This is a genomic window from Opitutus sp. GAS368 (genome assembly GCF_900104925.1).
Classification (GTDB): domain Bacteria; phylum Verrucomicrobiota; class Verrucomicrobiia; order Opitutales; family Opitutaceae; genus Lacunisphaera.
Genome location: NZ_LT629735.1, coordinates 2,515,875 through 2,537,375, shown reverse-complemented (window position 1 = coordinate 2,537,375; position 21,501 = coordinate 2,515,875). Strand labels below are relative to the sequence as shown.

23 protein-coding genes are annotated in these 21,501 nt (G+C 65.3%); 10 read left to right on the top strand and 13 right to left on the bottom strand.

Translation table 11 applies throughout. From position 1 onward, the window contains the following. Positions 1-168: 168 nt before the first annotated feature. Positions 169-930 (top strand): hypothetical protein, encoded by a 762-nt coding sequence (locus BLU29_RS10865; protein WP_157693796.1) that lies wholly within the window; start codon positions 169-171, stop codon positions 928-930. A gap of 67 nt (positions 931-997) precedes the next feature. On the opposite strand, the gene BLU29_RS10860 is transcribed toward BLU29_RS10865, so the two are convergent. Next, a complete protein-coding gene (locus BLU29_RS10860; RefSeq protein ID WP_091057696.1) occupies positions 998-1,360 on the bottom strand; it encodes a hypothetical protein in 363 nt (120 codons plus the stop codon). Between the two features lie 71 nt (positions 1,361-1,431). On the opposite strand from BLU29_RS10860, the gene BLU29_RS10855 reads away from it, so the two are divergent. Together BLU29_RS10855 and BLU29_RS10850 are read left to right on the top strand one after the other, a co-directional pair. Beyond that, positions 1,432-1,680 carry a hypothetical protein gene (locus tag BLU29_RS10855; protein WP_091057693.1) on the top strand — a complete coding sequence of 83 codons (249 nt, stop codon included), beginning with the start codon at positions 1,432-1,434 and terminating at the stop codon, positions 1,678-1,680. A gap of 31 nt (positions 1,681-1,711) precedes the next feature. Beyond that, a complete protein-coding gene (locus BLU29_RS10850) occupies positions 1,712-2,218 on the top strand; it encodes a DUF5069 domain-containing protein (RefSeq protein ID WP_091057691.1) in 507 nt (168 codons plus the stop codon). A 68-nt stretch (positions 2,219-2,286) separates the two neighbouring features. Here the strand turns inward: BLU29_RS10850 and BLU29_RS10845 are convergent, their stop codons facing one another. Beyond that, positions 2,287-2,661 (bottom strand): nucleotide pyrophosphohydrolase, encoded by a 375-nt coding sequence (locus BLU29_RS10845; protein WP_091057688.1) that lies wholly within the window; start codon positions 2,659-2,661, stop codon positions 2,287-2,289. A gap of 119 nt (positions 2,662-2,780) precedes the next feature. On the opposite strand from BLU29_RS10845, the gene BLU29_RS18050 reads away from it, so the two are divergent. From BLU29_RS18050 to BLU29_RS10835, 3 genes are all read left to right on the top strand, one after another. Continuing rightward, positions 2,781-2,924 carry a hypothetical protein gene (locus tag BLU29_RS18050; protein WP_157693795.1) on the top strand — a complete coding sequence of 48 codons (144 nt, stop codon included), beginning with the start codon at positions 2,781-2,783 and terminating at the stop codon, positions 2,922-2,924. 78 nt (positions 2,925-3,002) lie between these two features. Further along, a complete protein-coding gene (locus BLU29_RS10840) occupies positions 3,003-3,398 on the top strand; it encodes an Hsp20/alpha crystallin family protein (RefSeq protein ID WP_091057686.1) in 396 nt (131 codons plus the stop codon). Positions 3,399-3,534: 136 nt separating this feature from the next. Continuing rightward, on the top strand, positions 3,535-3,741 hold the full coding sequence (locus tag BLU29_RS10835; protein WP_091057684.1) for a hypothetical protein: 207 nt from the start codon (positions 3,535-3,537) through the stop codon (positions 3,739-3,741). 92 nt (positions 3,742-3,833) lie between these two features. Here the strand turns inward: BLU29_RS10835 and rlmJ are convergent, their stop codons facing one another. From rlmJ to BLU29_RS10815, 4 genes are all read right to left on the bottom strand, one after another. Then, the gene (gene rlmJ / locus BLU29_RS10830) at positions 3,834-4,703 is read right to left on the bottom strand and encodes a 23S rRNA (adenine(2030)-N(6))-methyltransferase RlmJ (protein ID WP_091057682.1); all 870 of its coding nucleotides are present in this window, start codon (positions 4,701-4,703) and stop codon (positions 3,834-3,836) included. A gap of 71 nt (positions 4,704-4,774) precedes the next feature. Further along, entirely contained in the window at positions 4,775-5,263 is a 489-nt protein-coding gene (locus tag BLU29_RS10825; RefSeq protein WP_157693794.1) for a YhcH/YjgK/YiaL family protein, read from the bottom strand. 130 nt (positions 5,264-5,393) lie between these two features. Beyond that, the gene (locus BLU29_RS10820) at positions 5,394-6,938 is read right to left on the bottom strand and encodes a von Willebrand factor type A domain-containing protein (protein WP_091057677.1); all 1,545 of its coding nucleotides are present in this window, start codon (positions 6,936-6,938) and stop codon (positions 5,394-5,396) included. Positions 6,939-6,972: 34 nt separating this feature from the next. After that, positions 6,973-7,512 carry a sigma-70 family RNA polymerase sigma factor gene (locus BLU29_RS10815; RefSeq protein WP_231962216.1) on the bottom strand — a complete coding sequence of 180 codons (540 nt, stop codon included), beginning with the start codon at positions 7,510-7,512 and terminating at the stop codon, positions 6,973-6,975. Positions 7,513-7,620: 108 nt separating this feature from the next. On the opposite strand from BLU29_RS10815, the gene BLU29_RS10810 reads away from it, so the two are divergent. The 3 genes from BLU29_RS10810 to BLU29_RS10800 all read left to right on the top strand — a co-directional run bounded on the left by BLU29_RS10810 (position 7,621) and on the right by BLU29_RS10800 (position 10,873). Beyond that, on the top strand, positions 7,621-9,237 hold the full coding sequence (locus tag BLU29_RS10810) for a peptide ABC transporter substrate-binding protein (protein ID WP_091057673.1): 1,617 nt from the start codon (positions 7,621-7,623) through the stop codon (positions 9,235-9,237). A gap of 109 nt (positions 9,238-9,346) precedes the next feature. Beyond that, entirely contained in the window at positions 9,347-9,823 is a 477-nt protein-coding gene (locus BLU29_RS10805; protein ID WP_091057670.1) for a hypothetical protein, read from the top strand. 78 nt (positions 9,824-9,901) lie between these two features. Next, entirely contained in the window at positions 9,902-10,873 is a 972-nt protein-coding gene (locus BLU29_RS10800; protein ID WP_091057668.1) for a DNA glycosylase, read from the top strand. Between the two features lie 49 nt (positions 10,874-10,922). On the opposite strand, the gene BLU29_RS10795 is transcribed toward BLU29_RS10800, so the two are convergent. Together BLU29_RS10795 and BLU29_RS10790 are read right to left on the bottom strand one after the other, a co-directional pair. Further along, on the bottom strand, positions 10,923-11,675 hold the full coding sequence (locus BLU29_RS10795) for a DUF6498-containing protein (protein WP_157693793.1): 753 nt from the start codon (positions 11,673-11,675) through the stop codon (positions 10,923-10,925). 63 nt (positions 11,676-11,738) lie between these two features. Next, complete coding sequence (locus BLU29_RS10790; RefSeq protein WP_091057663.1) at positions 11,739-12,128, bottom strand: VOC family protein; 390 nt, start codon at positions 12,126-12,128, stop codon at positions 11,739-11,741. A gap of 150 nt (positions 12,129-12,278) precedes the next feature. On the opposite strand from BLU29_RS10790, the gene BLU29_RS10785 reads away from it, so the two are divergent. Then, entirely contained in the window at positions 12,279-13,235 is a 957-nt protein-coding gene (locus BLU29_RS10785; RefSeq protein WP_091057661.1) for a pyridoxal-phosphate dependent enzyme, read from the top strand. A 78-nt stretch (positions 13,236-13,313) separates the two neighbouring features. Here BLU29_RS10785 and BLU29_RS10780 read toward each other — a convergent pair whose 3' ends face one another. The 5 genes from BLU29_RS10780 to BLU29_RS10760 all read right to left on the bottom strand — a co-directional run bounded on the left by BLU29_RS10780 (position 13,314) and on the right by BLU29_RS10760 (position 21,500). Further along, positions 13,314-14,528: an MFS transporter gene (locus tag BLU29_RS10780; RefSeq protein ID WP_231962215.1), complete on the bottom strand. Its 1,215-nt coding sequence runs from the start codon at positions 14,526-14,528 to the stop codon at positions 13,314-13,316. Between the two features lie 299 nt (positions 14,529-14,827). Next, positions 14,828-16,639 (bottom strand): glycosyl hydrolase family 28-related protein, encoded by a 1,812-nt coding sequence (locus BLU29_RS10775; protein ID WP_091057658.1) that lies wholly within the window; start codon positions 16,637-16,639, stop codon positions 14,828-14,830. Continuing rightward, entirely contained in the window at positions 16,636-18,939 is a 2,304-nt protein-coding gene (locus tag BLU29_RS10770; RefSeq protein ID WP_091057657.1) for a glycosyl hydrolase family 65 protein, read from the bottom strand. Before BLU29_RS10770 ends, BLU29_RS10775 begins: the two co-directional genes overlap by 4 nt. Beyond that, positions 18,936-20,447 (bottom strand): MFS transporter, encoded by a 1,512-nt coding sequence (locus BLU29_RS10765; protein WP_091057654.1) that lies wholly within the window; start codon positions 20,445-20,447, stop codon positions 18,936-18,938. The genes BLU29_RS10770 and BLU29_RS10765 overlap by 4 nt, the downstream gene beginning before the upstream one ends. A gap of 33 nt (positions 20,448-20,480) precedes the next feature. Next, a complete protein-coding gene (locus BLU29_RS10760; protein WP_231962214.1) occupies positions 20,481-21,500 on the bottom strand; it encodes an HAD-IA family hydrolase in 1,020 nt (339 codons plus the stop codon). Position 21,501: the final 1 nt, after the last annotated feature.

Here is a 21,501-nt window from a genome sequence, read left to right as displayed (position 1 = left end):
GCCGGGTAGTAACCCCTGAAGGGTTCACCCCTGGCGCCGTAAGGCTGCGTGGCCGGGGGGTGGAATATCCGGAAATTTTTTCGGACCCGGCGCGCGGCGCGCAGGTCAATTCCGCCAGTTCCCCACGTGCAACCGCGGGAGGGCCCCGTCCCGCAATCCAACCCAGCCATGAATACATCCCTGCATCGTTCATCCACGCGCGCCGGCCTGTTAGTTGCGTCGGCGTTGTTTTGCAGCCTGCCGGGCCTGCTGTCCGCCGAGGAAGCCTTGAGCACGACCGCCCAGCAGTTCGACGAGACGGTCCAGCATGATGACAGTGTCAGCGCAGCCACCCGGATCAGCGCCAGGTTCACGACGCTCGCCGGTTCGAGTCAAAACGCCACCGCACTCGTCACCGGCCTGCACGACGGCACGGCCGTCACGCTGACCACCACCGCCGCGAACGGCACGGTCACCAAGACCGTGTTCCAACCGGCCACCGGCAAGCTCGGCTACGGCAACACGTTCATCTCGCTGGCCCTCGCCCAGGAGTCGCTCGCCAAGGCGGGCATCACCGCCCCCACCTCGGCCCAACTCGTCGCCGCGCTCAACGGCGGCTCGGTCACGGGCAGCAGCGGCACCGCCGTGACTCTCCCCGGCGTGCTCACGCTGCGCGCCGCCGGCCAGGGCTGGGGTGACATCGCCCAGACCCTCAACGTGAAGCTGGGCCGGGTGGTGAGCGACCTGCACGTCGCCAACCACGAGATGGAAAAGCCCGAACAGCCGAAAATGAAGGAAACAGCGGTCCGCGCGGAATCCGCCGCTAAGACCGGGCAGGCGGCCGCCGGGCCGCAGACCGCGGCCCGGTCCGAAAGCAGCGGCCGCCCGGACTGGGCGGGCCACAGCAGCCTGCCAAATCCGGGGCACATGCCCCGGCCGGGCCGGCCTTAGTTCCAGTGCGCAAGAGTGACTGACCCCATGCGACCCTCACAGCGAGGGTCGCATTTTTTTGCGCCCGCTATGGGTGCACGCCGTTGCGCCACACCGCCGGCAGGATGTATGCGGTGCCCAGCAGGTAGTTCCGGTAATAGAGCCAGAAGATCAACAGCCCGAGTCCGACGAGGAAGCCATCCTCGCCGAGCTGGCCGGCGGTGGAGCGGCTGGTGCGGCGCAGCGATTGCACCAGCCAGATCAGGCCGGGCGCGATCGCGAACGCGACGAGCGAGGCGCCGAACAGCACGAACCCCATGATGAAGAGCGTGCGCAGCAGGCCGTCGTCGATCAGCCGCGCCTTGTAGGCGATGATTTCGTTGCCCAGGTTGAGCAGCAGCAGGCAGCACGGGAGCACGTAATAGCGTTCGAGGGTCGCGGTGGTTCTCATTGGCCAAGGGCCATGGCGGAAAGTTCACCGCTTGCCAAAAGCGAAAATCTGCATTCCCACAGAGCCTGCGCATGGCCACCTACGTCTACGAGACCATCCCCCGCGCCGCCGGCGAAATGCCGCGACGCTTCGAGGTGGTGCAAAGCATGAAGGAGGCGCCTCTTGAGCGACACCCCGACACCGGCGAACCCGTCCGGCGCATCATCACCGGCGGCTACGGCCTGATGGGAGTCGGCGAGAGAGCCCCGGCGGCCGCGCCCGCTGCCCCGTGCGCCCCCGGCTGTGCCTGCCACAGCGGCCCGCGCATCCCATCGCTTTAATCCGTTACCCACTCCAATTGGAAACACGACTATGTCCGACTCCCTCAAGACCGCCTACACCGCTCCCGCCGCCGCTGCCGCCGGCGGCATCAACTACAGCGCGCCCGACCTCACCCGCCATCCGCCGCGCAGCCCGCGCACCAGGCTCGGCGGCTACGTCCAACTGCCGCGCCTGATTGACAAGGCCCGCGCCGTCGCCGCCGGCAAGGCCGGCGACTTCCACTACAACTGCCCGATCGACCAGCGCTTCCTCTCCTTCACCGGGCTCAACCCCGACGCGCTCTTTGCCGAGATCAAGGCCGGCAAAAGCGACAGCGAGATCCTCGCCTACGTGACGGCCAACGCCTCGCCCAAGCGCCAGCCGTCCGAGATCGCCTCCTGGTCGGCTTGGTTCGAGCAGCTGACCCCCACACCGCCGGACACCCGCGCCTTCTTCAACGACGTGCACCGCAAGAACGCGCCGCAGCGCGAGGACATCGGCACCTGGTTCGACTGGCTCGAGCTCGACGACTACGTGACCTACGGCGGAAAGCCCTGAGGCCAAACCCGCGGGCGGGTCGCCCGCGCTCCATTGGCTGGAGCCACGGCGACCTCGCCGTGGTTGGTTTATAACTCCGTATACTTGTCCGACCGCCCCTTCGCCTTCTCGACCGGATACTTCTTCGCGTTGGCCGCCATTTTGGTCTCGATGGCGGTGGCGAGGTCGATGCCGCAGATGTTCGCGAACTCGAGCGCATAGATGACAACGTCGGCGAGCTCGGCCTCGATGGCCGGGCGCTTTTTCGGGTCCCGCGCCACTTCGAGCGACGCCTTGGACTCGCTCCACAGGAAGTGCTCCATCAGCTCGCCCGACTCCGCCGCCAGCGCCATGCTGAGGTTCTTGGGGGAGTGGAACTGTTCCCAATCGCGCTCGTGCACGAAGGCCAGCACCCGTTCCCGCAATTCCGCCACCGTGGTTTTCGCGTCGGTCATCGGTTTCATGCTGAGTGGGTTACCGTTACAGTGGCCCCCGTGCAAGCGCGCCGGGTGTTTTGTCATAAGGCCCAAATTTATTTGGCGGCTGGCATGAGGTGTGCATTTTGGACGGCGAACTCAGTCCAATGACGTCCTATCAACAGCATCAGCGCCGCCTGCAGGCCCGCACTTCGATTACGAAGGCCGGTCTGCCTCTTGGTTGCGCCCAGATGTGCCAGGGCGTCGCCAATTGGCTGAAACAAAAGACCGGCTCGGGCTGCCTGGCCTGACGGACCCCGTAAAACACGGATCAGTCCCAATCTTCCAGGAGTCCCGGCGGTCTTCAGACCGACGAGAAAGGAACCATCATGCATACCATCATCCATCGCCATAATCAGAGCCGTTTCCCGGGCACGGAGTCCAAACAGGACTTCCGTTCGCCGCACTACGACTGCATGGATCTGCCGGCGGCCCTCAAGCTCACGCTCTACGTCCCGGGCGTGGACGCGAGCGGCGTGGACATCACCACGTCGGGCCCCGACCTCTTTGTGACCGCCCGCAAGGCGCACCATGTCCGCACCAACTGGCAGGCCCTGCACCTCGAAGGGGTGCAGCGCGACTACCAGCTCAAGCTGCGGCTGGGGCTCGGCTTCGCCTTCGAGGCCCTGCAGGCATCCGTCACCCGGGGCGTGCTCACCATCGTGCTGCCGAAGAGCCGGCTGGCCTCGGCCGGCCTGCCCGCCCGGCAACGCCAGGTGGCCTGACCCCCGGAAGAAACTTGCGCGCGCGGCCCGTTGCTTGGCCGGGCGCGCAAGTTTTTCCGCTTTTTCTGGAACAATCCGCCGCCCGCGGGGTTCTTAAGCAGTCCGGCTTTGACCGAGCTGGCCCACCGCAAACACCATGACCTACTTCCCGCAACACCTTCCCGAGCGCCCCGCGATCCATGCGGCCGCGAAGCCGGGCGATGTGCGGCAGATGCTCCCCCGCGACATCCTGTGGAACCAGCCCGTCTTCAAGGCGCCGGCCCTCCCCATCCCGAACATCGCGCTCGAACCCCTGCCGCTCCGCGCCACGCGCATCACGCGGCGGCCTTCGGCCTCGGCCTGACTGATCTCACCTTGTAGGGGCGCCGCTTGACGGCGTCCGGGCGTGGTCAAGCCACGCCCCTACCGCCGATATGGAAATCGGCGACCACCCGCTCACTTGTCCGGCACCAGCCAGTCGCAGACGGCGCTGGCCCCGGCCTCGACCCGCAGGCGCTCCCGCAGCACCGGCAGCACCGCCCGGATTTCCCGGTCGATCTGCCATGGCGGGTTCAGGATCAGCAGCCCGCAGCCCTTCATCTTCAGCAGGGACTCCGGGCCGGCGATATTCAGCTCGGCAAAGAGCGCCGGCGTGGCCAGCTCCAGCAGGGCGTGGTGGAATTCATCCGTCCGCGCCCGTTCCGTGATCGGATACCACACGGCGCACACCGCGCCGGGCAGGCGTTTCAGCGCATCCCGCAGCCCGCGGGCGATGTCCGCGAACTCCTTCTTCGTCTCGAACGGCGGGTCGATGAGCACCAACGCCCGTTTTTCCGGCGGCGGCAGCATCGCCTTCAGGCCGGTGTAACCATCGATGACCTCCACCTTGACCCGCGCCTCGCGAGCGAACTCGAAGTCCAGCGCCTCGGCGTCATCCGGCCGCAGCTCGCACAGCGCCAGCCGGTCCTGCGGCCGCAGCAGCAGCTTCGCGATCCACGGCGAACCGGGATAAAATTTCAGCTCCTCGCCCGTCGCGCCGTGGCGGTCGTTGAACCGCCGGACGAGCGCCAGGTAGTCGTTGAGCGCGGGCGGCAGGCCCGTCGCGCCCCGGAACCGACCGATGCCGGCGGGGTATTCGGGCTCCCGCGACCGGCCGTCGGGCAGCACGGACGGCATCGAGAGGTCGTAGCCGCCGCGGCCGGCGTGGGTGTCGAGGTAGAGAAAACCCTTGTCCTTGCGCTGCATTGCCCGGATGAGCTGCAGCAGCAGGACGTGCTTGAAGACGTCCGCAAAGTTCCCCGCGTGGTAGTGGTGGCGGTAGTTCATTTTTCGTTTGGCGCTTGGCACTGTAGCGGCGGTCTGTGACCGCCGACAGCTCTCATAGAGCGCCGCTACAGTCAGACGGGAACCTTCACCACCGTTTTCCGCACCAGCACCGCCGGACCGACAGCCCGGGAGATATGCCCGTCGACCGGGAAATAGATCCCCACCAGCCCGTCGCGGGCGCTGAGCAGCGAGGTGTCCTGGCAATCGAGGTATTTGATCAGGTCGCGCTCGGGGTCGTAGGGGACGTTCACCGTCATCCTGGCGATGTCGACCACCTCCTGGATCTCCTCGCCCGCCACCACGACCTGCACGTCGATATACTTGCGGTGCGACTCCAAAAACGCCTCGGCGCGGGGCTTCGAGAGATAAGCCTGCTCGAGGGCGAAGGCGTCGCCGGCCAGCTCGTGCCGGTCCGTGGCGCCCATCGCCACGGCGCCGATGCGGGCGCGCACGGCGGAGGCCGGATGCAGGGCCTCGGCGACGTAGTCAAACGCCGCCTTGAATCGGGGATCGTGCGCCAGCTGGGCGCGCACGGCGGAAAGGGAACCGAAGACTGCCATGCGGGCAGGATTGTCCGACCCAGCACCCCGGCAAGGCCTAAGCTCGGGCCGGCCGCTAAAACCCATCCACAAGGCGAAATGGTAGGGGCCGTTGCCCCCAACGGCCCAAGGGCGCTTGAGGGCAAGGCCCCTACCGCAACAGGCTGTCGGCCTCGCCCACCAGCGTGAGGAACGCCGCGCGGTAGCCGCCGGCGTCCTGGTCGAGCCCGGCGCGGCCCCACTCCGAAATCTCGGCGAGCGTCAGCCGGCCCTTGTCCGGGGAGTCGCGCAGCACCATGCCGAAGCCCGCGACCGCCGCGGCGAACTTGAAGTCCGGGCTGGCGTCCTCGAAGCGGGCGCCGGCGTCGGTCAACGGGAACTCGAGCGTGCTGCTGACGTCACCGGTCGGCTCCTTGTAGGCGACCTTCACCGTGAGCATCTCGGCATTGAGTGGAGCCGCGGTGACCTCGCCGCGGTCCTTCGACGGCGAGGTCGCCGTCGCCCCAGCGGGGGCGACGCGCTGATACTTGAGGTCGTCCACCTTGCCGCCGGTTTCCGGCAGTGCTGTGCCGGCCGGCACGACCTCGTAGAGCGCGGTCACGGTGTGGCCGGCGTCGATCTCGCCCGCGTCCACCTTGTCGTTGTGGAAATCCTCCGTGCCCAGCCGCCGGTTCTCATAGCCGATGAGACGGTAGGCCGCCACCCGGGCGGGGTTGAACTCGACCTGGATCTTCACGTCCTTGGCGATGGTCACGAGCGTGCCGCCGGCTTCGCGGCCTTTCAAGCCGATGCGCACCAGACGGTGTTCGGGCGCCCACGGCGCGCCGGCCACCTCCAGGCTGGCGGCAAACGGAACGTTGTCCGTCGGTGGCGCGTAGTGATAGGGAAAATAGTTCACGAGCTCCTCGATGTGCACGACGTCGGCCGGCGGGCGCTGCTTCTGCGCGAGGAAACGCTGCACGTTCGCGTAGGAGGCCGTGCCAACGTTCACCGGGAAGGTGGAGAGCGGCTGGTCGGCCACACGCAGGAAATCGTTGTCCTTCCGGGCGCGGTAGGGCGCGGTGTTGGAGTCGCTCTCGGTTTTCTTCACGGCCCCGGTAGAGGCCATGGCCGGCGACGGAGCCGCCACCCGGGCTTTTTGCATCGTTGCCATGGCCGACCGCTCGGCTTCGTTTTTACCGCCGAACTGGGCCGCAAAATCCGCCGAGACCCTGGCGCGGGTTTCGGCGACCGCGAATTTATCAAGTGCGACCGCGGGCTCCTGGGGCACGGGGGCCTCGTCGGCCCGGCCCATGGCCACGACCGGGATGGGAGCGGGAGCGGCCGGCAAGGTCCCGGCTTCCTTGGCGGCCGCCAGCGGCACCTCGATGAGCTGCATCGGCTGCTTGTCCTGATGGCCGGACTGCCAGACCGCGAAGATGAGCGCGAAGCACGCCGCGGCGAGCCCGCTGATCATGAAATAAAGCTGCGGGAAACGCAGCATCTTGCCGGCCGGCTTCGGTGCCGCCTCCGCCGGTTCCTGTTCCAGCGCGGCGGTGACAGTCGCAACCGTGGCGCGGATCTCCGCGACGGCCTGCCGGGCGGCGGCATCCTGCTCCAGCAGCTTCTCGAACTGTGCGCGTTCGCCCTGCTCCATCTCATCGAGAGCATAGAGCGTCAGACGCGGGTCGTCGGGGGAAATCTGGTTTTGGTTCATTTTCAGTCCTCTGTTCTCTGTCTTCTGTCCTCCGTCATTCCGGCTGCGCGGCCATCCCGGACCGCAGGGCCTTGAGGGCGGTGTGCAGGATGAAGCCGACGTTGCCGACCGACAGCGACGTGATGCGGCTGATCTCCTGGTAGCTGAATCCGTTCTGGAATTTCAGCCGGACGACCTCCTGTTGGTTGTGGGGCAGCCGGCCGATGAGTTTCAGCACGGCGGCGTATTGTTCGGCGCGCTCCAGGGTGCGGCCGGGGCGGGGCTCCGGGGCGGTCAGGCGCTCGACCTGGCCCTCCTCAAAGCGTTTCATGCGTCCCTCTTTCCGCAGCACGTCGAGCGTGCGGTTGCGGCAGACCGTGAAGAGCCACTCCGCCACGTGGCCGTCCACCTCGGCCGGCGGCTGGGCCATGAGCTTGACGTAGGTGTCCTGGACGACGTCGCGCGCGCGGTCGGCATCCCCGCCGAGGAGCCGGGTGGCGTAGCGCAGCAGTGGCGCCTGATGGCGGTCCACCGCCGCCCGCATGAAGGAGCTGGCATCGGGGCTGGCATGGGTTGTTTCCGGTTCGATATTCACGAGACCTGCTCCTCAGAGACGCATCATGGCGGGGTTTATTAGGGCATGGACACAGAAATATGCCGCGCTTCCCTTGCCCACCGTAAAATTGCCGTTTAACTCCCCGTCATGCCTGCGCGCCTCCTCCGGTTCACCGCCCTCTGCTCCTTCCTTGCCTTGGGCGCCTGCAGCCGCCGGGAGACCCTGGTCGAAATCGGCACGCGCACCGGCATCCTCCATGTCGGCAACGGCGCCGAGCCCGAGAGCCTCGATCCGCACGTGCTCAACGCCTACACCGACCAGCGCCTTGAGGCCGCGCTTTTCGAGGGCCTGTGCGCGCTCGACGAGCAAAGTTCGCAACCCGCGCCCGGCGCGGCCGAGCGCTGGGAAAGTTCCCCCGACGGCCTGACCTGGACCTTCCACCTGCGCGCCGGGCTGCAGTGGTCCAACGGCGAGCCGCTCACCGCGGACGATTTCGTGCAATCCTGGCGCCGCAACCTCGCACCGGCCTTCGCCTCGGCTTACGCCTACCTGCTCTTCCCGATCAAAAACGCCGAAGCCTTCAACGCCGGCAAAGTCACCGACCCGGCCGCGCTCGGTCTCGCCGCACCCGACGCCCGCACCGTCGTCATCACGCTCGAGCGGCCGACGCCCTACCTGCCGGTCCTCACCGCCGCGACCCCGTGGTATCCCGTCAACCCGCGCGTCGTGGCCAGATTCGGCGCCCTCACCGACCGCGCCAGCGCCTGGACGCGCCCGGGCAACCTCGTCGGCAACGGGCCCTTTGTGCTCAAGGAGTGGACGCCCGGCTCGCGCCTGGTGGTCGAGAAAAACCCGCGCTACTGGGACGCCGCCGCCGTCCGCCTCAACGGCATCATCTTCTACCCGATCGAGAATCCCGACGTCGAGGAGCGCAACTTCCGCGCCGGCCAGCTGCACCTGACCAACAACCTGCCGCTCTCCAAGATCCCCGCCTACCGGGAAGGACCCGACGCGGCCCGGCTGCGCACCGATCTCTTCCTCCAGACCTACTTCATCCGTTTCAACGTCACCAAGCCGCCGCTCGACAACCCCAAATTGCGCCGCGCGCTCTCGCTGGCGATCGATCGCGACACGATCTCGCGCACCCTGCTGCACGGCTCGCGGGCCCCGGCCGATCACTTCGTGCCGCCGGCGACCGCCGGCTACGATTCGCGTGCGCATGTTCCCGCCCGGTTCGACGAAGCCCGCCACCTGCTCGCCGCGGCCGGCTATCCGGGTGGCGCCGGCCTGCCGGTCTTCGAACTCCAGGTCCGCAACGACGAACTTCAGCCCAAGATCGTCGAGGCCGTCCAAGCCATGTGGCTGCGCGAGCTCGGGGTCCGTATCAGCATCGCCCTGCTCGAGCAGAAGGTGACCATCGCGAACCAGCAGGCCCTCGACTATACCATCGGCGTCAACGGCTGGGTCGCCGACTTCGCGGACCCGGTGACGTTTCTCGACCTCTTTGTCACCGGCGGCGGCAACAATTGGACCGGCTGGGGCGATCCGGCCTACGATCGGCTCATCGCGGCCGCGGCCCGCACCGTCGACCCGAAGCAGCGCTACGAGCTCCTCCAGCAAGCCGAGGCCCTCCTGCTGGAGCAGGCGCCCGTCACCCCCCTCATCTTCGGCGCGCGGAACTTCCTCATCCAGCCCTCGGTCAAGGGTTGGGAGCCGGCGCCCGTCGGCATCTACCAATACAAGAAAATCCGCTTGGAACCTTAGCCGGTGTGGGGACACCGCTTGTCGGCGCCCGGGCGTGGTCAAGCCACGCCCCTACGCAGCGTAGTCCGCACTTGCTTGTCATTCTGAGCGCAGCGAAGAATCCATCCGCATGTCCGCCCGATTTGTCATCACCGTTTGCTGTCTCGCCCTGTCCGCCGCCCCAGCGACGGCGGCCGACCTGACCATCGTCCGGGTCTTCACCGGCTGGCGTGATGCCGCCTCCTTCAAGCGGATCTCCGAATACTTCACGGGCCGGGAAAACACCAGCAGCGAGACCGTGCTGCGCACCAACCCCGAACAGCGCGCCGGCTTCTACTTCCAGCTCCGCGTCGCCAACCCCGGGGCCACGCGCCACGTGCAGTTCCAGCTTCAGCTCATCGAGCAGGGCTCGCCGACGCCACACGCCACGACCTTCCCCGTCGAGCTCAAGCCCGGGTCGACCGTCTTCCAACTCGGCCTGACCGGTCCGGCCTGGCAGAATGCCAAGTCCCAACCCGTCGCCTGGTATGTGCAGGTCCTGGCCGACGACGGCCGCGTGCTCGCCTCCGAGAAGAGCTATCTCTGGGAAAAACCGGCGGCGAAATAACCCCTTCTGTCATTCTGAGCGAAGCGAGGAATCCAGTTGGATCGACGCCGGCAGAATGGATTCTTCGCTTCGCTCAGAATGACACGCATTGGCAGGCAAGTCCCGTGGTCTGAGTGGCAGCCGCTCGCGCTCCGTCTGACGCCGGACGTCCTCGCCGAGACGCTGGATGGTGGACAAAGCTTTAGGTGGGCGTCGGTTTCCACACCGACGCCTGTCGTTGATATGGAAATCAGCGACCACCGTGTCTGGACCGGCACCTGGGCCGGTTGCGTCGCCCAGCTCCGCCTGCGTGACGACTCCCTTGAGTGGCGCGCGCCCACGGCGTTGCGTGCCGTCGTCGCTTCCGCCCTGCCCCGCTACCTCGGACTCGACCGCGACTGGGCCGCGCTCATCGATGCGCTCCCGTGGCGCAGCGACGCCCATCTCGCGCAATGCCTCGCCGCTTTCCCCGGCCTGCGGATCCTGCGCCAGCCCTTCGGCGAAACCCTGCTCGGCTTCCTTTGCAGCGCGACCAAACAGATCGTCCAGATCAAACAGATGTGTGCGCTGCTGGCGGAACGACACGGTGCCGAAATCGGTAGGGCGCGGACTCCGTTCCGCGCCGAACCGGCGGCGAAGGGACTCACCGCCCTACCGTTCCACCGCCTGCCGACCTGGGCCGAACTCGCCGCCGTTCCCGAAAAGGAACTCCGCGCCTGCCTGCTCGGTTTCCGCGCCAGATACATCCACGGCACGGCGAAGTTCATCGCCGCGCGGCCGGGCTGGCTGGAGGAGACCGAGCACCTGCCCTACCCGGCGGCCAAGACCCGCCTGCTCGAGCTGCCCGGCGTGGGCGAAAAGGTCGCCGATTGCGTCCTGCTTTTCGGCGCCGGCCGGCTCGAGGCTTTTCCCGTGGACACGTGGGTGCTGAAATCACTCGCCCGCCGCTATGGTCTCGAGGGCTGGAAGCCCGCGCCGGTGGCGCACTTCGGCCGCGCCCACTTCGGCCCGCTCGCCGGGCTGGCCCAGCAATACCTGTTCGCGTGGGAACGCCGCCACGGCGGGCGGTAGGGCGCGGGCTCCGCTCCGCGCCAATCCAGCGGTGAAGGGACTCACCGCCCTACCCTTTCTTCAGCAGCCGCCACGGGAAGAAATACACCGCATAGACGACGGCGTAGACCAGGAAGTTGTCCAGCTTGGCGAAATGCGCGGCGGCAAAGAAGAAAATCAGGCAGTGGAGCCGCACCACATTCTTATACGGCGCCATCAGGCCGCCGCTCGCGAACGCCGCCTGGGCATTCCGGGCCTTGCGCGCCGCGATCGCCGCCGCCGTGACCGAGGTGTCCTCCGGCCCGGCCGGTTCTGCCGGGGCGAGCCGGAAGGCCTTCCGCTCGGCCACTGCCGCCACCAGCACGAAAGGCCAGTAGTCGCGCAGCACCTGCAGGTAGAGCGCGGCGTTGGGCCAGCTGTTTTTGACCGGCCCCAGCGGGAAGAACACGTTGAGGAAAACCGAGTGCACGAAATGAAACCCGCCAAAGTGCACGGTAAAAAACGCGAGCATGAAGAGCCCGCCCACCAACAGCACCGCGCCGCCGGCGATGGCCGGCCCCTTGGGCTCGGGGGAAAGCATCGCCCGGTCGCCCCACACCTTGGTCACAAGGAGCATCCCCGGGCTGAAGATGTCCCACACGATCATCGCATAGCCGACGACCAGGCTCGAAAGCCAGAGACTCCACACGAGGTCGCGTGTCTCCCATTTGAAATACCACGCCATGCCCAGCCCCGCGGCGAAGGCCAGCGCGTCGGGCCAGGCGTCCGCCCAGCGATTTCCCGGACGGTCTCCGACTTCAGTCCCAAGGTTACCCGCAGTCATGTAGGAGCTTGTTTACAAGCGACTCGAATCGCCTGCAAGCAGGCTCCTACAGAAAGCAACAGCTCACTTCGCCCTCTGGATCAGCTCCACCTCGTAGCCCTCGGGGGCGTCGATGAAGGCGATCACATTGCCTGTGCTGCCGCCGCTCGGACCGTCGCTGAGCTTGAAGCCCTTTTGCTCGAGCGCGGCGACGAACGCCGTCATGTCGTCCACCTCAAAGGCGAGGTGCATCAGGTCCGGCTGCACCGTCACCGGGGGTGATTTGCCGGCCGGCATCTGGCAGATCTCGATTTCCTCGGCGCTGTTTGGCGTCGCCAGAAACACCAGTTGCGCCCCGCGGGGCGACGTGTGCCGCCGCGACACTTTCAGTCCGAGAGCCTGCTCGTAGAATTTCACCGTGCGCTCGATGTCGTTTACCCGCATCCGGGTGTGGAGAAGCTTTTTGACGGTCATGCGCGAAGGTTAGCTCCGCATCTTTTAAAATCAAACCCCTTCCCGGAGAGTCACCACGAAACACACGAAATACACTAAAGCTACCGGGTCGGTGATTTCTTTTTCGTGTGTTTCGTGTGCTTCGTGGTTAATTCCTCTTCTGAGTCATCTATGTCCTCCCTCGACCTCGCCACCCTCCGCGCCGCCCACGAGCGCATCCGCCCCCACATCAAGCGGACGCCCGTCCTCACCAACGAGGCGCTCGACGACGCCCGCGGGGCCCGGCTGGGCTTCAAGTGCGAGAACCTTCAGGCCGCGGGCGCGTTCAAGTCGCGCGGCGCGTGCAACGCCGTCTTCTCGTTGACCGACGCCGAGGCCGCCCGCGGCGTCGTCACGCACTCCTCGGGCAACCATGCGGCCGCCCTCGCCCGCGCCGCCCGGCTGCGCGGCATCCCGGCCCACATCGTCATGCCCGCCGGCTCCCCGCAGTCCAAGGTGCGCAACGTCGCCAGCTTCGGCGGCCGGATCACCTTCTGCGAACCCGGCCTGAACGCCCGCGAGGCGGCCTGCGCCAAACTCGCCGCGGAAACCGGCGCGACCCTCGTGCACCCGTTCGACGATCTCCGCGTCATCGCCGGCCAGGGCACGGCCACGATTGAGTTGCTGGAGGATGTCCCCGATCTCGACTTCGTCCTTTGCCCGGTCGGCGGCGGCGGCCTGCTTTGCGGCACCGCCCTCGCGGCCAAGCTGCTCAAGCCGGGCATCAGGGTCATCGGCGTCGAGCCGGCGCTCGCCGACGACGTCGCCCAGTCGTTCCGCGCCGGGCAGCGCATTGCCATCCCCACGCCGGCCACCATCGCCGACGGCCTACGCACCAACTGCACCGGCGAGGTCAATCTCCCGATCATCCGGCAATACGTGGACGACATCGTGACGGTGTCCGAGGCGGGCATCGTCGCCGCCATGCGCGAGCTGTGGGAGAAGCTCCACCTGGTCATCGAACCGTCCGCCGCCGTGCCCTACGCCGCGCTGCTCGAGCGCAAGTTTGTCTTCGCCGGCCAGAACGTCGGCCTCATCCTCACCGGCGGCAACGTCGACCTCGAGTCGCTGCCGTGGCTGAAAAGGTAGGGCGGGCACTCCGCTGCCCGCCGCGCGCGGGCTGCGATGTCCTGACGGAAGGCGCGGAGCGGAGTCCGCGCCCTACCATCAATTCGCCGCTCGCCGCTTCGGCTCCACCTCGGGCAGGAACGCGGTGAACAGGCCGAGCAGCGGGAAATACGCGCTGACCTCGAACACCGTCCGGATGCTGGTGTGGTCCGCCAGCCGGCCGAGCAGCGCCGAACCGATGCCGGCCGCGCCAAACGCCAGCCCGAAGAACAGGCCGGCGATCAGGCCGACGTTCCCCGGCACCAGTTCCTGCGCGTAGACGAGGATGGCCGAGAAGGCCGAGGCGAGGATCACGCCGATGAGCACCGTGAACACGACCGTCCCGGCCAGCCCCAGGTGCGGCAGCACCAGCGAGAACGGCGCGACCCCGAGGATCGAGATCCAGATGACCCGCTTGCGCCCGATGCGGTCGCCTACCGGGCCGCCGATGATCGTGCCCGCCGCCACCGCGAACAGGAACACGAACAGGCAGATCTGCGAGGTCTGCACGGAAACCTGGAACTTATCGATCAGGTAGAACGTGTAGTAGTTCGTCAGGCTGATCAGGTAGAAATATTTCGAGAAGACCAGCACCACGAGCGTCGCTAAGGCCAGCATGACCTTGCCGCGCGACAACCGCACCGGCCCGGCCTCGCCCGCGGCGCGCGGCTTGGGTTTGAGGAGGCCCAGGTTGCGCTGATACCACCGGCCCACCCGGACCAGCAGGAGGATGCCCGCCAGCGCCAGCAACGTGAACCACAGGATGTTCGTCTGGCCGTGCACTGTGATGATCGCCGCCGCCAGCAGCGGTCCGAGCGAGGTGCCGAAATTGCCACCCACCTGAAACAGGGACTGGGCCAACCCGTGCTGGCCGCCTGAGGCCATCCGTGCCACCCGTGAGGCTTCCGGGTGGAAAAACGACGAACCCACGCCCACACAACCTGCGGCAAGACACAGGGCGAAATAATCCTTCGCCAAAGCGAGCATCACCAGCCCAATCAGCGTCACCCCCATACCGACCGGCAACGAATAAGGCTTGGGGTGACGATCCGTGTAGAATCCAACCAAGGGCTGGAGAATCGATCCGGTCACTTGATAAGTCAGGGTGAGATTGCTGATCTGCGTGAAGTTCAGCCCATACGTTTCCTTAAGCACCGGATAAATCGAGGGCAGCAGCGCCTGGAGCGTGTCGTTGATCAGGTGGGCGCAGCTCAGCGCCAGCAGCACCTTCATGACGGTGTTCTGCGCGGCGGATTGCTCGGGCCCCTGGCTCATTCCCCATGCCATGGTGGCGCAGCCCGGGGGTCAAGGAAGGCCTGTCCGGTCCGCCAATCATCACGTCGGCTTAATTTCCGCAAACTGTGCGCTGCTAAATTCAAGCGTCATTTCCAGCGCCAAGGAGCAGCTCGGTTGATTTGTCCTCCTCGCACCAAGGAACACTAAAATCCCTCTTCGCCCCTCCCAACATCTTTATCCAAGTGGTGTCTGTGACCGGACTTGAATCTGCACGTCTTTGACACCAGATCCTGGGATGAAGTCTGCCCAAATGGCCGCCCCGGCCCAGCAGGACAGGTTCAGGGCCCGGAGGCGGCCTGCCCCGGCACCGGTTCACCCGTTTCCCCGAGGAGGCTGAAGTTAACGGACTCATTCCGGATGTCGGCGATCTGCGAATTGACCAACGTCGCGCCGCCGACCGCGTCCTGGCGAATCCACAGGTCATGGTGCGGTGATCCGCCGAGCCCGGTTCCGGTGATGTTCACCTGTTCGAGTCGCGCCTGGGAAAGCGTGCCCTCACCCTTTTTGCTGCCGGGTGCCACGATGGTCAGGCCGCTGGAGATGCTGTCGCGGATGGTGACCCGGCTGATCGTGAGGCCCGAGATGCTGCGGCGATCCAGGCAGACTTGGAACGAACCGCGCCAGGCCCAATCGTGGTCATAGCCGCCACAGCGCAGGAGTTCGCAATTGCGAACCAGCGTCGTGCCGCTGAAGTTGTTGTCGATCTTCCGCTGCTCATCGGAGGTGGGGAAGGTGGTGCTGATCAGGATGCCGCAGCCGGCGGAAATGTCGGTGAAGAGGCAGTCCTCGATGCGGTTGTCCTCCCCGCCATAGATCGCCCCGCCGTTCGCCAGAAAGGGCAGCTGGCCCGTGCAGTGACGGACGACATTGTGACCCGACCGCGGGCCCTGTCCGACGAACCCTTGGTCGGAAGCCGCCGGCCACATCGCGAAACAATCGTCGCCCGTGCCGCGGGCCGTGCAGTTCTGGATGACCGTTCCGCTGGTGCCGACGCAGAGATTCACGCCGTCGGCGAGCAGATCACGGAAACGGCAGCCGTCGATGACCAGGTTCGTGCCGTTATAGATCCAGATGCCCGTCTTGGTGTGCTCCAGCCAGACGCGCGAGATCGTCGAGTCGGCACAGCCTGCGCCGACGACGCCATCGTTCGGTTCGTTGTCGTTGCGGTAATTCAGCTTACCGGCGATCGAAAAATCGGCCAGGTGAATGCCGCGGCCGGTGAGCTTGAACCGCACGCGTCGTGCGGACTGACCGTAAAGTTTTTCATCGCCGACGAAGGTCGTGTGCCACATGCCGGCGCCTTGGATCGTCACGGCGGACGGCACGAGAATATCGCCGGTCAGCTTGTAATCGCCGGCCGGAACCCAGACGGGCCGGCCTTGTTTCTGCGCTTCGGCGATGCACCGCCGCAAGGCGTCCGTGTCGTCGGTCCCGCCTTTCCCGCCCGCCCCGAAATCGAGGACACAAAGCGCGTTGGCCGGAGCGGTCCGCGCGGCGGGGACATCCTCGAGGTCGACGAAATCGACGATGCAATACGCGGTGTCCGCGGCGGCCCGTTGCAGGCGGATTACATCGTCCTTGGCGATCTGCAAGTCCTTGACGCGAAGTTCATTGTAGAAATTGCGCGGCTTGCCCTCGCCAGGCTGGTTGGAGAACGGGTATTTGCCGTAGAGCCACGAATAGCGGGAGGTAAGCGGCAGCGTCCTGGCCTTCTTCCCGTTGATGAAGAGCTCGAGGCTCGAGTCGGTCCCGCCGCCCTCTTTCGCATCCGGCAGACTGTAGCGGATCACCAGCGCATTGGCCTTCGCCGCCGCGGAGAACTCCACGAATTCGCCGGTGGCCCCGAGCTTCACGCATTTCTGGCCGGAGGATTCGGTTTCGACCAGATACGGATCGTATTTCGGACCCAGCACGACGCCGGTGCTTTTCATGGCCTCGGCCTCGTAAGTCGTCCACGGCAGGTCGGCCCCGACCCCGGCGTGAGCCTGGCCCGGGCCGGCGGCGCACGCGACGACGAATGCGAGCCGCGGGAGGAGCGGAATCGCGGCCGCGGTCTTTGCCCTACGAACCTTGCCGGGGGATGAATTCATTTTGCCTGCCGATATTTGACTGTCACCGGTTTGCCGGGACTGCATTTCGCCGGGCTCCCCGCCACGAGCAAGGTGTGCTTGCGCGTGTTGGTGCGGGCGGGGTTGATGGTCACCGATGTCTTCGTGATCTTGATCTTGAAACCGTCTCCCTGGTAGACGAGCTGGAACTGCAGGCTCTTCCACTTCCGGCAGAGCCGCGGGTTGATGGCGACCCGGTTCTCATCCGCCTGCACGCCGCCAAAACCCAGCACGGCCGTCATCCACGTGCCCCCGTTCGCGGCGGGGTGTGAACCGCCCATGAAAATGTTGCCCACATACACCTTGTATTTGGCCTCGAGATCGATCTTCGCCGTCTTCAGGAAGTATTTGTAGGCGAAATCGAGCTTGCCGAACTCAATCGCCACCATCGCGTAGGCACTGGCGCTCAAGCTGGACCCGTGTTCGGTGCGCGGCTCGTAGTATTCCCAGTTCGCCTTTTTGATCTCGGTGGAGAAGCGGGTCCGGAGCAGGTTGAGCATCGCCACCACGTCGGCCTGCTTGATGATCTTGGTCGCCACCGCCAGGCCCTGCCCGGCGCCGAGATACTCATTCGGGTGAACCATCTTCGCCTTGAGTTCCTCGACCGTGGCGTCCCCCAATTGGAAGTAGCCGTCGAATTGTTCGATGACCCCCGTCTGGGGATCCGGCGCGGGAACATACAGCAGGTTTTCCGCCTCGCGGAAGCGGGGCAATTCGCCCTGGATGTCGATCTTCCGCAGCAACGCCTGCAGCGCCTTCGGGTGATTTTTCCGGAGATGGTCCACCGTCGCGTTTGCGATCGCGAAAGTCTCCTTCGCCACCGTGCTGGTGAAGGCGTTGTTATTGACGCGCTCGTGATACTCATCCGGCCCGATGACATCGAGGATCTCGTAGCGGCCTTTGTCCCGCTTGAAGTAGGCGTAGGAGTAGTAGAAGCGGGCGCACTCCAGGATCACCTCGGCCCCTCCCTCGAGCAGCAGCGAGTCGTCGCCGGTCAGCTTGAAGTATTCCCACATCGCGATGGCCACGTCGCCGCTGATGTGAACCTGCTTGTCGCGGAAGTGCGTGCGCAGATCTCGGCCGGTAAACGGATCGCCGACGTTGAAATACGTGCAGGCATCGTCGCCCGTCTCCTGACTCTCCCAGGCATAGAAGGCTCCGCGATAACCCGGCCCCTCCGTTGCCGCCTTCCGCCGGGCTCCATCGAGGGTCTTGATCCGGTAGCGCATCAACTCGACCGCCTTTTCCGGGTAGGTATGGAGGAAAAACGGCAGCATATACATTTCCGTGTCCCAGAAGATCGCCCCTTTATAGACTTGGCCCGACAGCGCGCGCGCCGGGATCGAGTTCGCGCTGCCCTGCACGGGAGCGGCCATCAGCAGCTGAAGAATGCTGTAGCGCAGCGCGTGCTGCGCTTCGTCATCCCCCTCGATCCTGACGTCGCAACGCTCCCATTTCCGGGCCCACTCGGCGTTGTGTTTTCCCAGACAGGCTTGGTAGCCCAACGCCCGGGCCTGCCGGACCGCTTCGATCGCGGCCGCCGGGAGCGGTGTGCCCACGGCGTCGTGGTCGGTGAAGACCGCGTAATACTTGTGGAACGTGTAGGTCTTTCCGGCCTCCGCGTGCAGGCGGATCGCGCGAAGGTTGCGATGGCCCTGGGTCTCATGGGTCTCCGTCCCGAAATCCAGCCCGACCGCCTCGGCGACGACCACCCGCTTGGCGCTTTCGTTGGTGACGCCCTGCACCAGCAAAACCGACCCGTGCTTTTCCGCGGTGAGCTGCGGCAGATGCGGGCCGTTCAGGTCCCAGATGTTGCAGTCGATACCGGTGCGGATGGTGACCGCGGCCGCCTTGTCGCAGCGGATGCTGAACTGCACGACGCCGAGGTTGGGTGTGGCCGCGCTCAGGAAACGGGAGGATTTGAGCGTGAGGGTCTTCCCCCGCGACGCGAACACCGTTTCCCGCGCGAACACCGCATTGGCAAAATGCAGGGTCTGCTCGTGGTGCCTTACTTTGCGGCCGAGCGCGGAGAGTTCGGCCCCATCGAGTGACACGCGCGTGAATCCCGCGTTGGGCGCATTGACGGGTTCCCGCCAGGCGGAGCCGACGCGATCGAAGATTCCGGCCAGCGTGCTGCCGACCGATTCCTCCGGGCCGAATTCATCCAACGTGCCGCGATAGCCCATGTAGCCATTGGCGATCTGGTAGACGTTGCCGCGGCGCATGAGGCTCTCCTTGCCGCCGGCGAACTCATTGGTGCTGATTGACCAGAGGTTTTTCATTTTGGGTCAGGCGCCATCCGTTCGTCCTTGACCCGCAGCATGAGCCCCGCGGCGACGATCATCGAAATCCCGCCCAGCACGAGCGCATCGATGGCCTGTCCGTGAAACACCGTGCGGACCAGCAGGCCCAGCACGGCGGCGGCAAGGATCTGCGGGATGACGATGAAGAAATTGAACATACCCATGTAAACCCCCATCTTCCGGTAGGGCACCACACTGCTCAGGATCGCGTAAGGCATGGTGAGCAGGCCGGCCCAACCGATTCCGAGGCCCGCCATTGAAATCACCAACAAATGCGGATCCACAAACCAGCGTAGCGACATCAAACCCAAGCCGCCGATGAAGAGACAAACGGCATGCGTGGTCACACGGCTGGTCTTTCGCGCAATGACTGGAAGGGTGAACGCCACGAGGGCCGCCACCCCATTGTAAACCGAATTTAGCACCCCCACCCAATCAGCACCGTCGTTGTAAGCCTTCGTCAGGGGGTCGCTCGTGCCGAAGTGATAGCTGGTGATGGCCGGCGTGCAATAGATGAACCAGGCGAACATGGCGAACCACGTGAATACTGCGACCACCGCGAGTTGCCGCATGGTCTTGGGCATGTTGTTCAGGTCATACACGATCTCCACCAAGCCGCTCTTCTGGCCCGAAGTGAACAGCTGGGCGGAGAGCAATTGCAACGCGCCGTAGACCCCGACGCCGATTGACAGAATATAAAGAGCCTTGTCCCAGACGAAATGGTTCACCCCAAAGGTGAATATCAGGCCGACGATCACCAAGATGATGCCGGACGTATAATATTTTCCGGTGTCGAGGGTCAGGGCGTCGCCTGCCTTGGCCGGAGCGTCAGAGCCCCGCGCGTTGTAAGCCTCGAACTCTTCCGGCGAATATTCCTTGGTCGAAAAAATCGACCACAAAACGGCGGAAATGTAGATGACTCCGCCAGAGTAAAAAGCCCAACGCACGGATTGAGGGATCAAGCCCGCTTCCGCCGTGTTCGAAATGTGGAGCAGGTTCGTCAGTATCCACGGCAACAGCGAACCGACAATCGACGCCGCGCCAATGAAGAACGTCTGGACGGCAAAACCCTGGGTGCGTTGCTCGTCCGACAGCATGTCGCCGACAAATGCGCGCATGGGCTCCATGGTGATGTTGAGAGACGCGTCGAGCATCCATAACATGCCGGCGGCGACCCACAAGGTGGGCGAGTTGGGCAAGACCAACAATGACAGCGACGCCAGAATCGCTCCCGTCAGAAAATAAGGCTTCCGGCGACCGAAGCGATTCCAAGTCCGGTCGCTCATATAGCCGATGATCGGTTGCACGATCAACCCGGACAACGGCGCGGCGATCCAGAGTGCGGGAATATTGTCCTGCTTCGCGCCCAGGGTTTCGAAAATCCGGCTCAAGTTTGAATTCTGCAGGGCGAAGCCGAACTGAATGCCCACGTAGCCGAAGCTCATGTTCCAAAGCTGCCAGAAACTTAACAGGGGCTTTTTGCGCATGGGGTTGTTTCTAGAGACCGATGGATAGTGGCATCAGGCGCGAGCGCGTTTGTGCTGAACCAGCCGGTTGATCTGCTCAAGGCTGGTTTCGGCGAGGTCGCGAACGACCACGTCGGCGCCATTGTCGCGGAGTTCGCGCGCATTGTCTTCCCGGGCAACGCCGATGACGAGGGCGAAGCCCCCCTTCGCCCCGGCCTGCACTCCGGACACCGCGTCCTCGACCACAATCGCGCGGGCGCTGGGCACGCCCAGGTTGGCGGAGGCGGTGGCAAAAATGTCGGGCTCCGGCTTGCCTTTGAGTCCAAGTTTTGCGGATACAATGCCGTCGACGACCGTGGCAAACAAATGCGCGGTGCCGGTCTTGTTCAAGACGATCGCGGAATTGTTGCTCGAGGTGGCCAGGCCGATTTTGATCCCGCGTTGCCGCATTTCCTCGATCAGGGCGATGGTGGAATCGAAGAGGCTCACGCCCTCGCTCTCGAGCACCTGGTTGAAAATCGCGTTCTTCCGGTTGCCGAGGCCGCAGATGGTCTCCGTTCCCGGCAGATCTTCCGGCGACCCCAAAGGCAGGCTGATCCCTCTTGATTTCAAGAATGCCTCGACGCCCTTGTAGCGGGGCCGGCCGTCCACATGGGCGCGATAGTCCCCGGCATGGGTGAATTCCCTGAACGGCTCACGGTATTGGGCTTCGCGGAGCCGGAGATACTCGTCAAACATCCGCTTCCATGCCGTCGAGTGGACATCGGCCGTCCGGGTGATGACGCCGTCCATGTCGAAGATCGCGGCCTCGAATGGCCGTTCGGCAGGCCCGCCCAACCCGGGGATCTGGCGGATATTTCCGGCGGGCGCGCGGGCGCGCGCAACCGGAATCCGGTTGGGCGTGATCGGGGCGGGTTGGTCGTGTTCCGGAACCACTGATATAGACGGAGAGGGTTTGGAAAAGTGAGGCGGTGCGCGGCAAAACTGCTCCACGATGTGAGCACCTTCGACGTGCACCGCCTGATGAGATTCCGCGCCCACCTTGCTGTGGTCAGGCGCGGCTCTCGAGACCAAG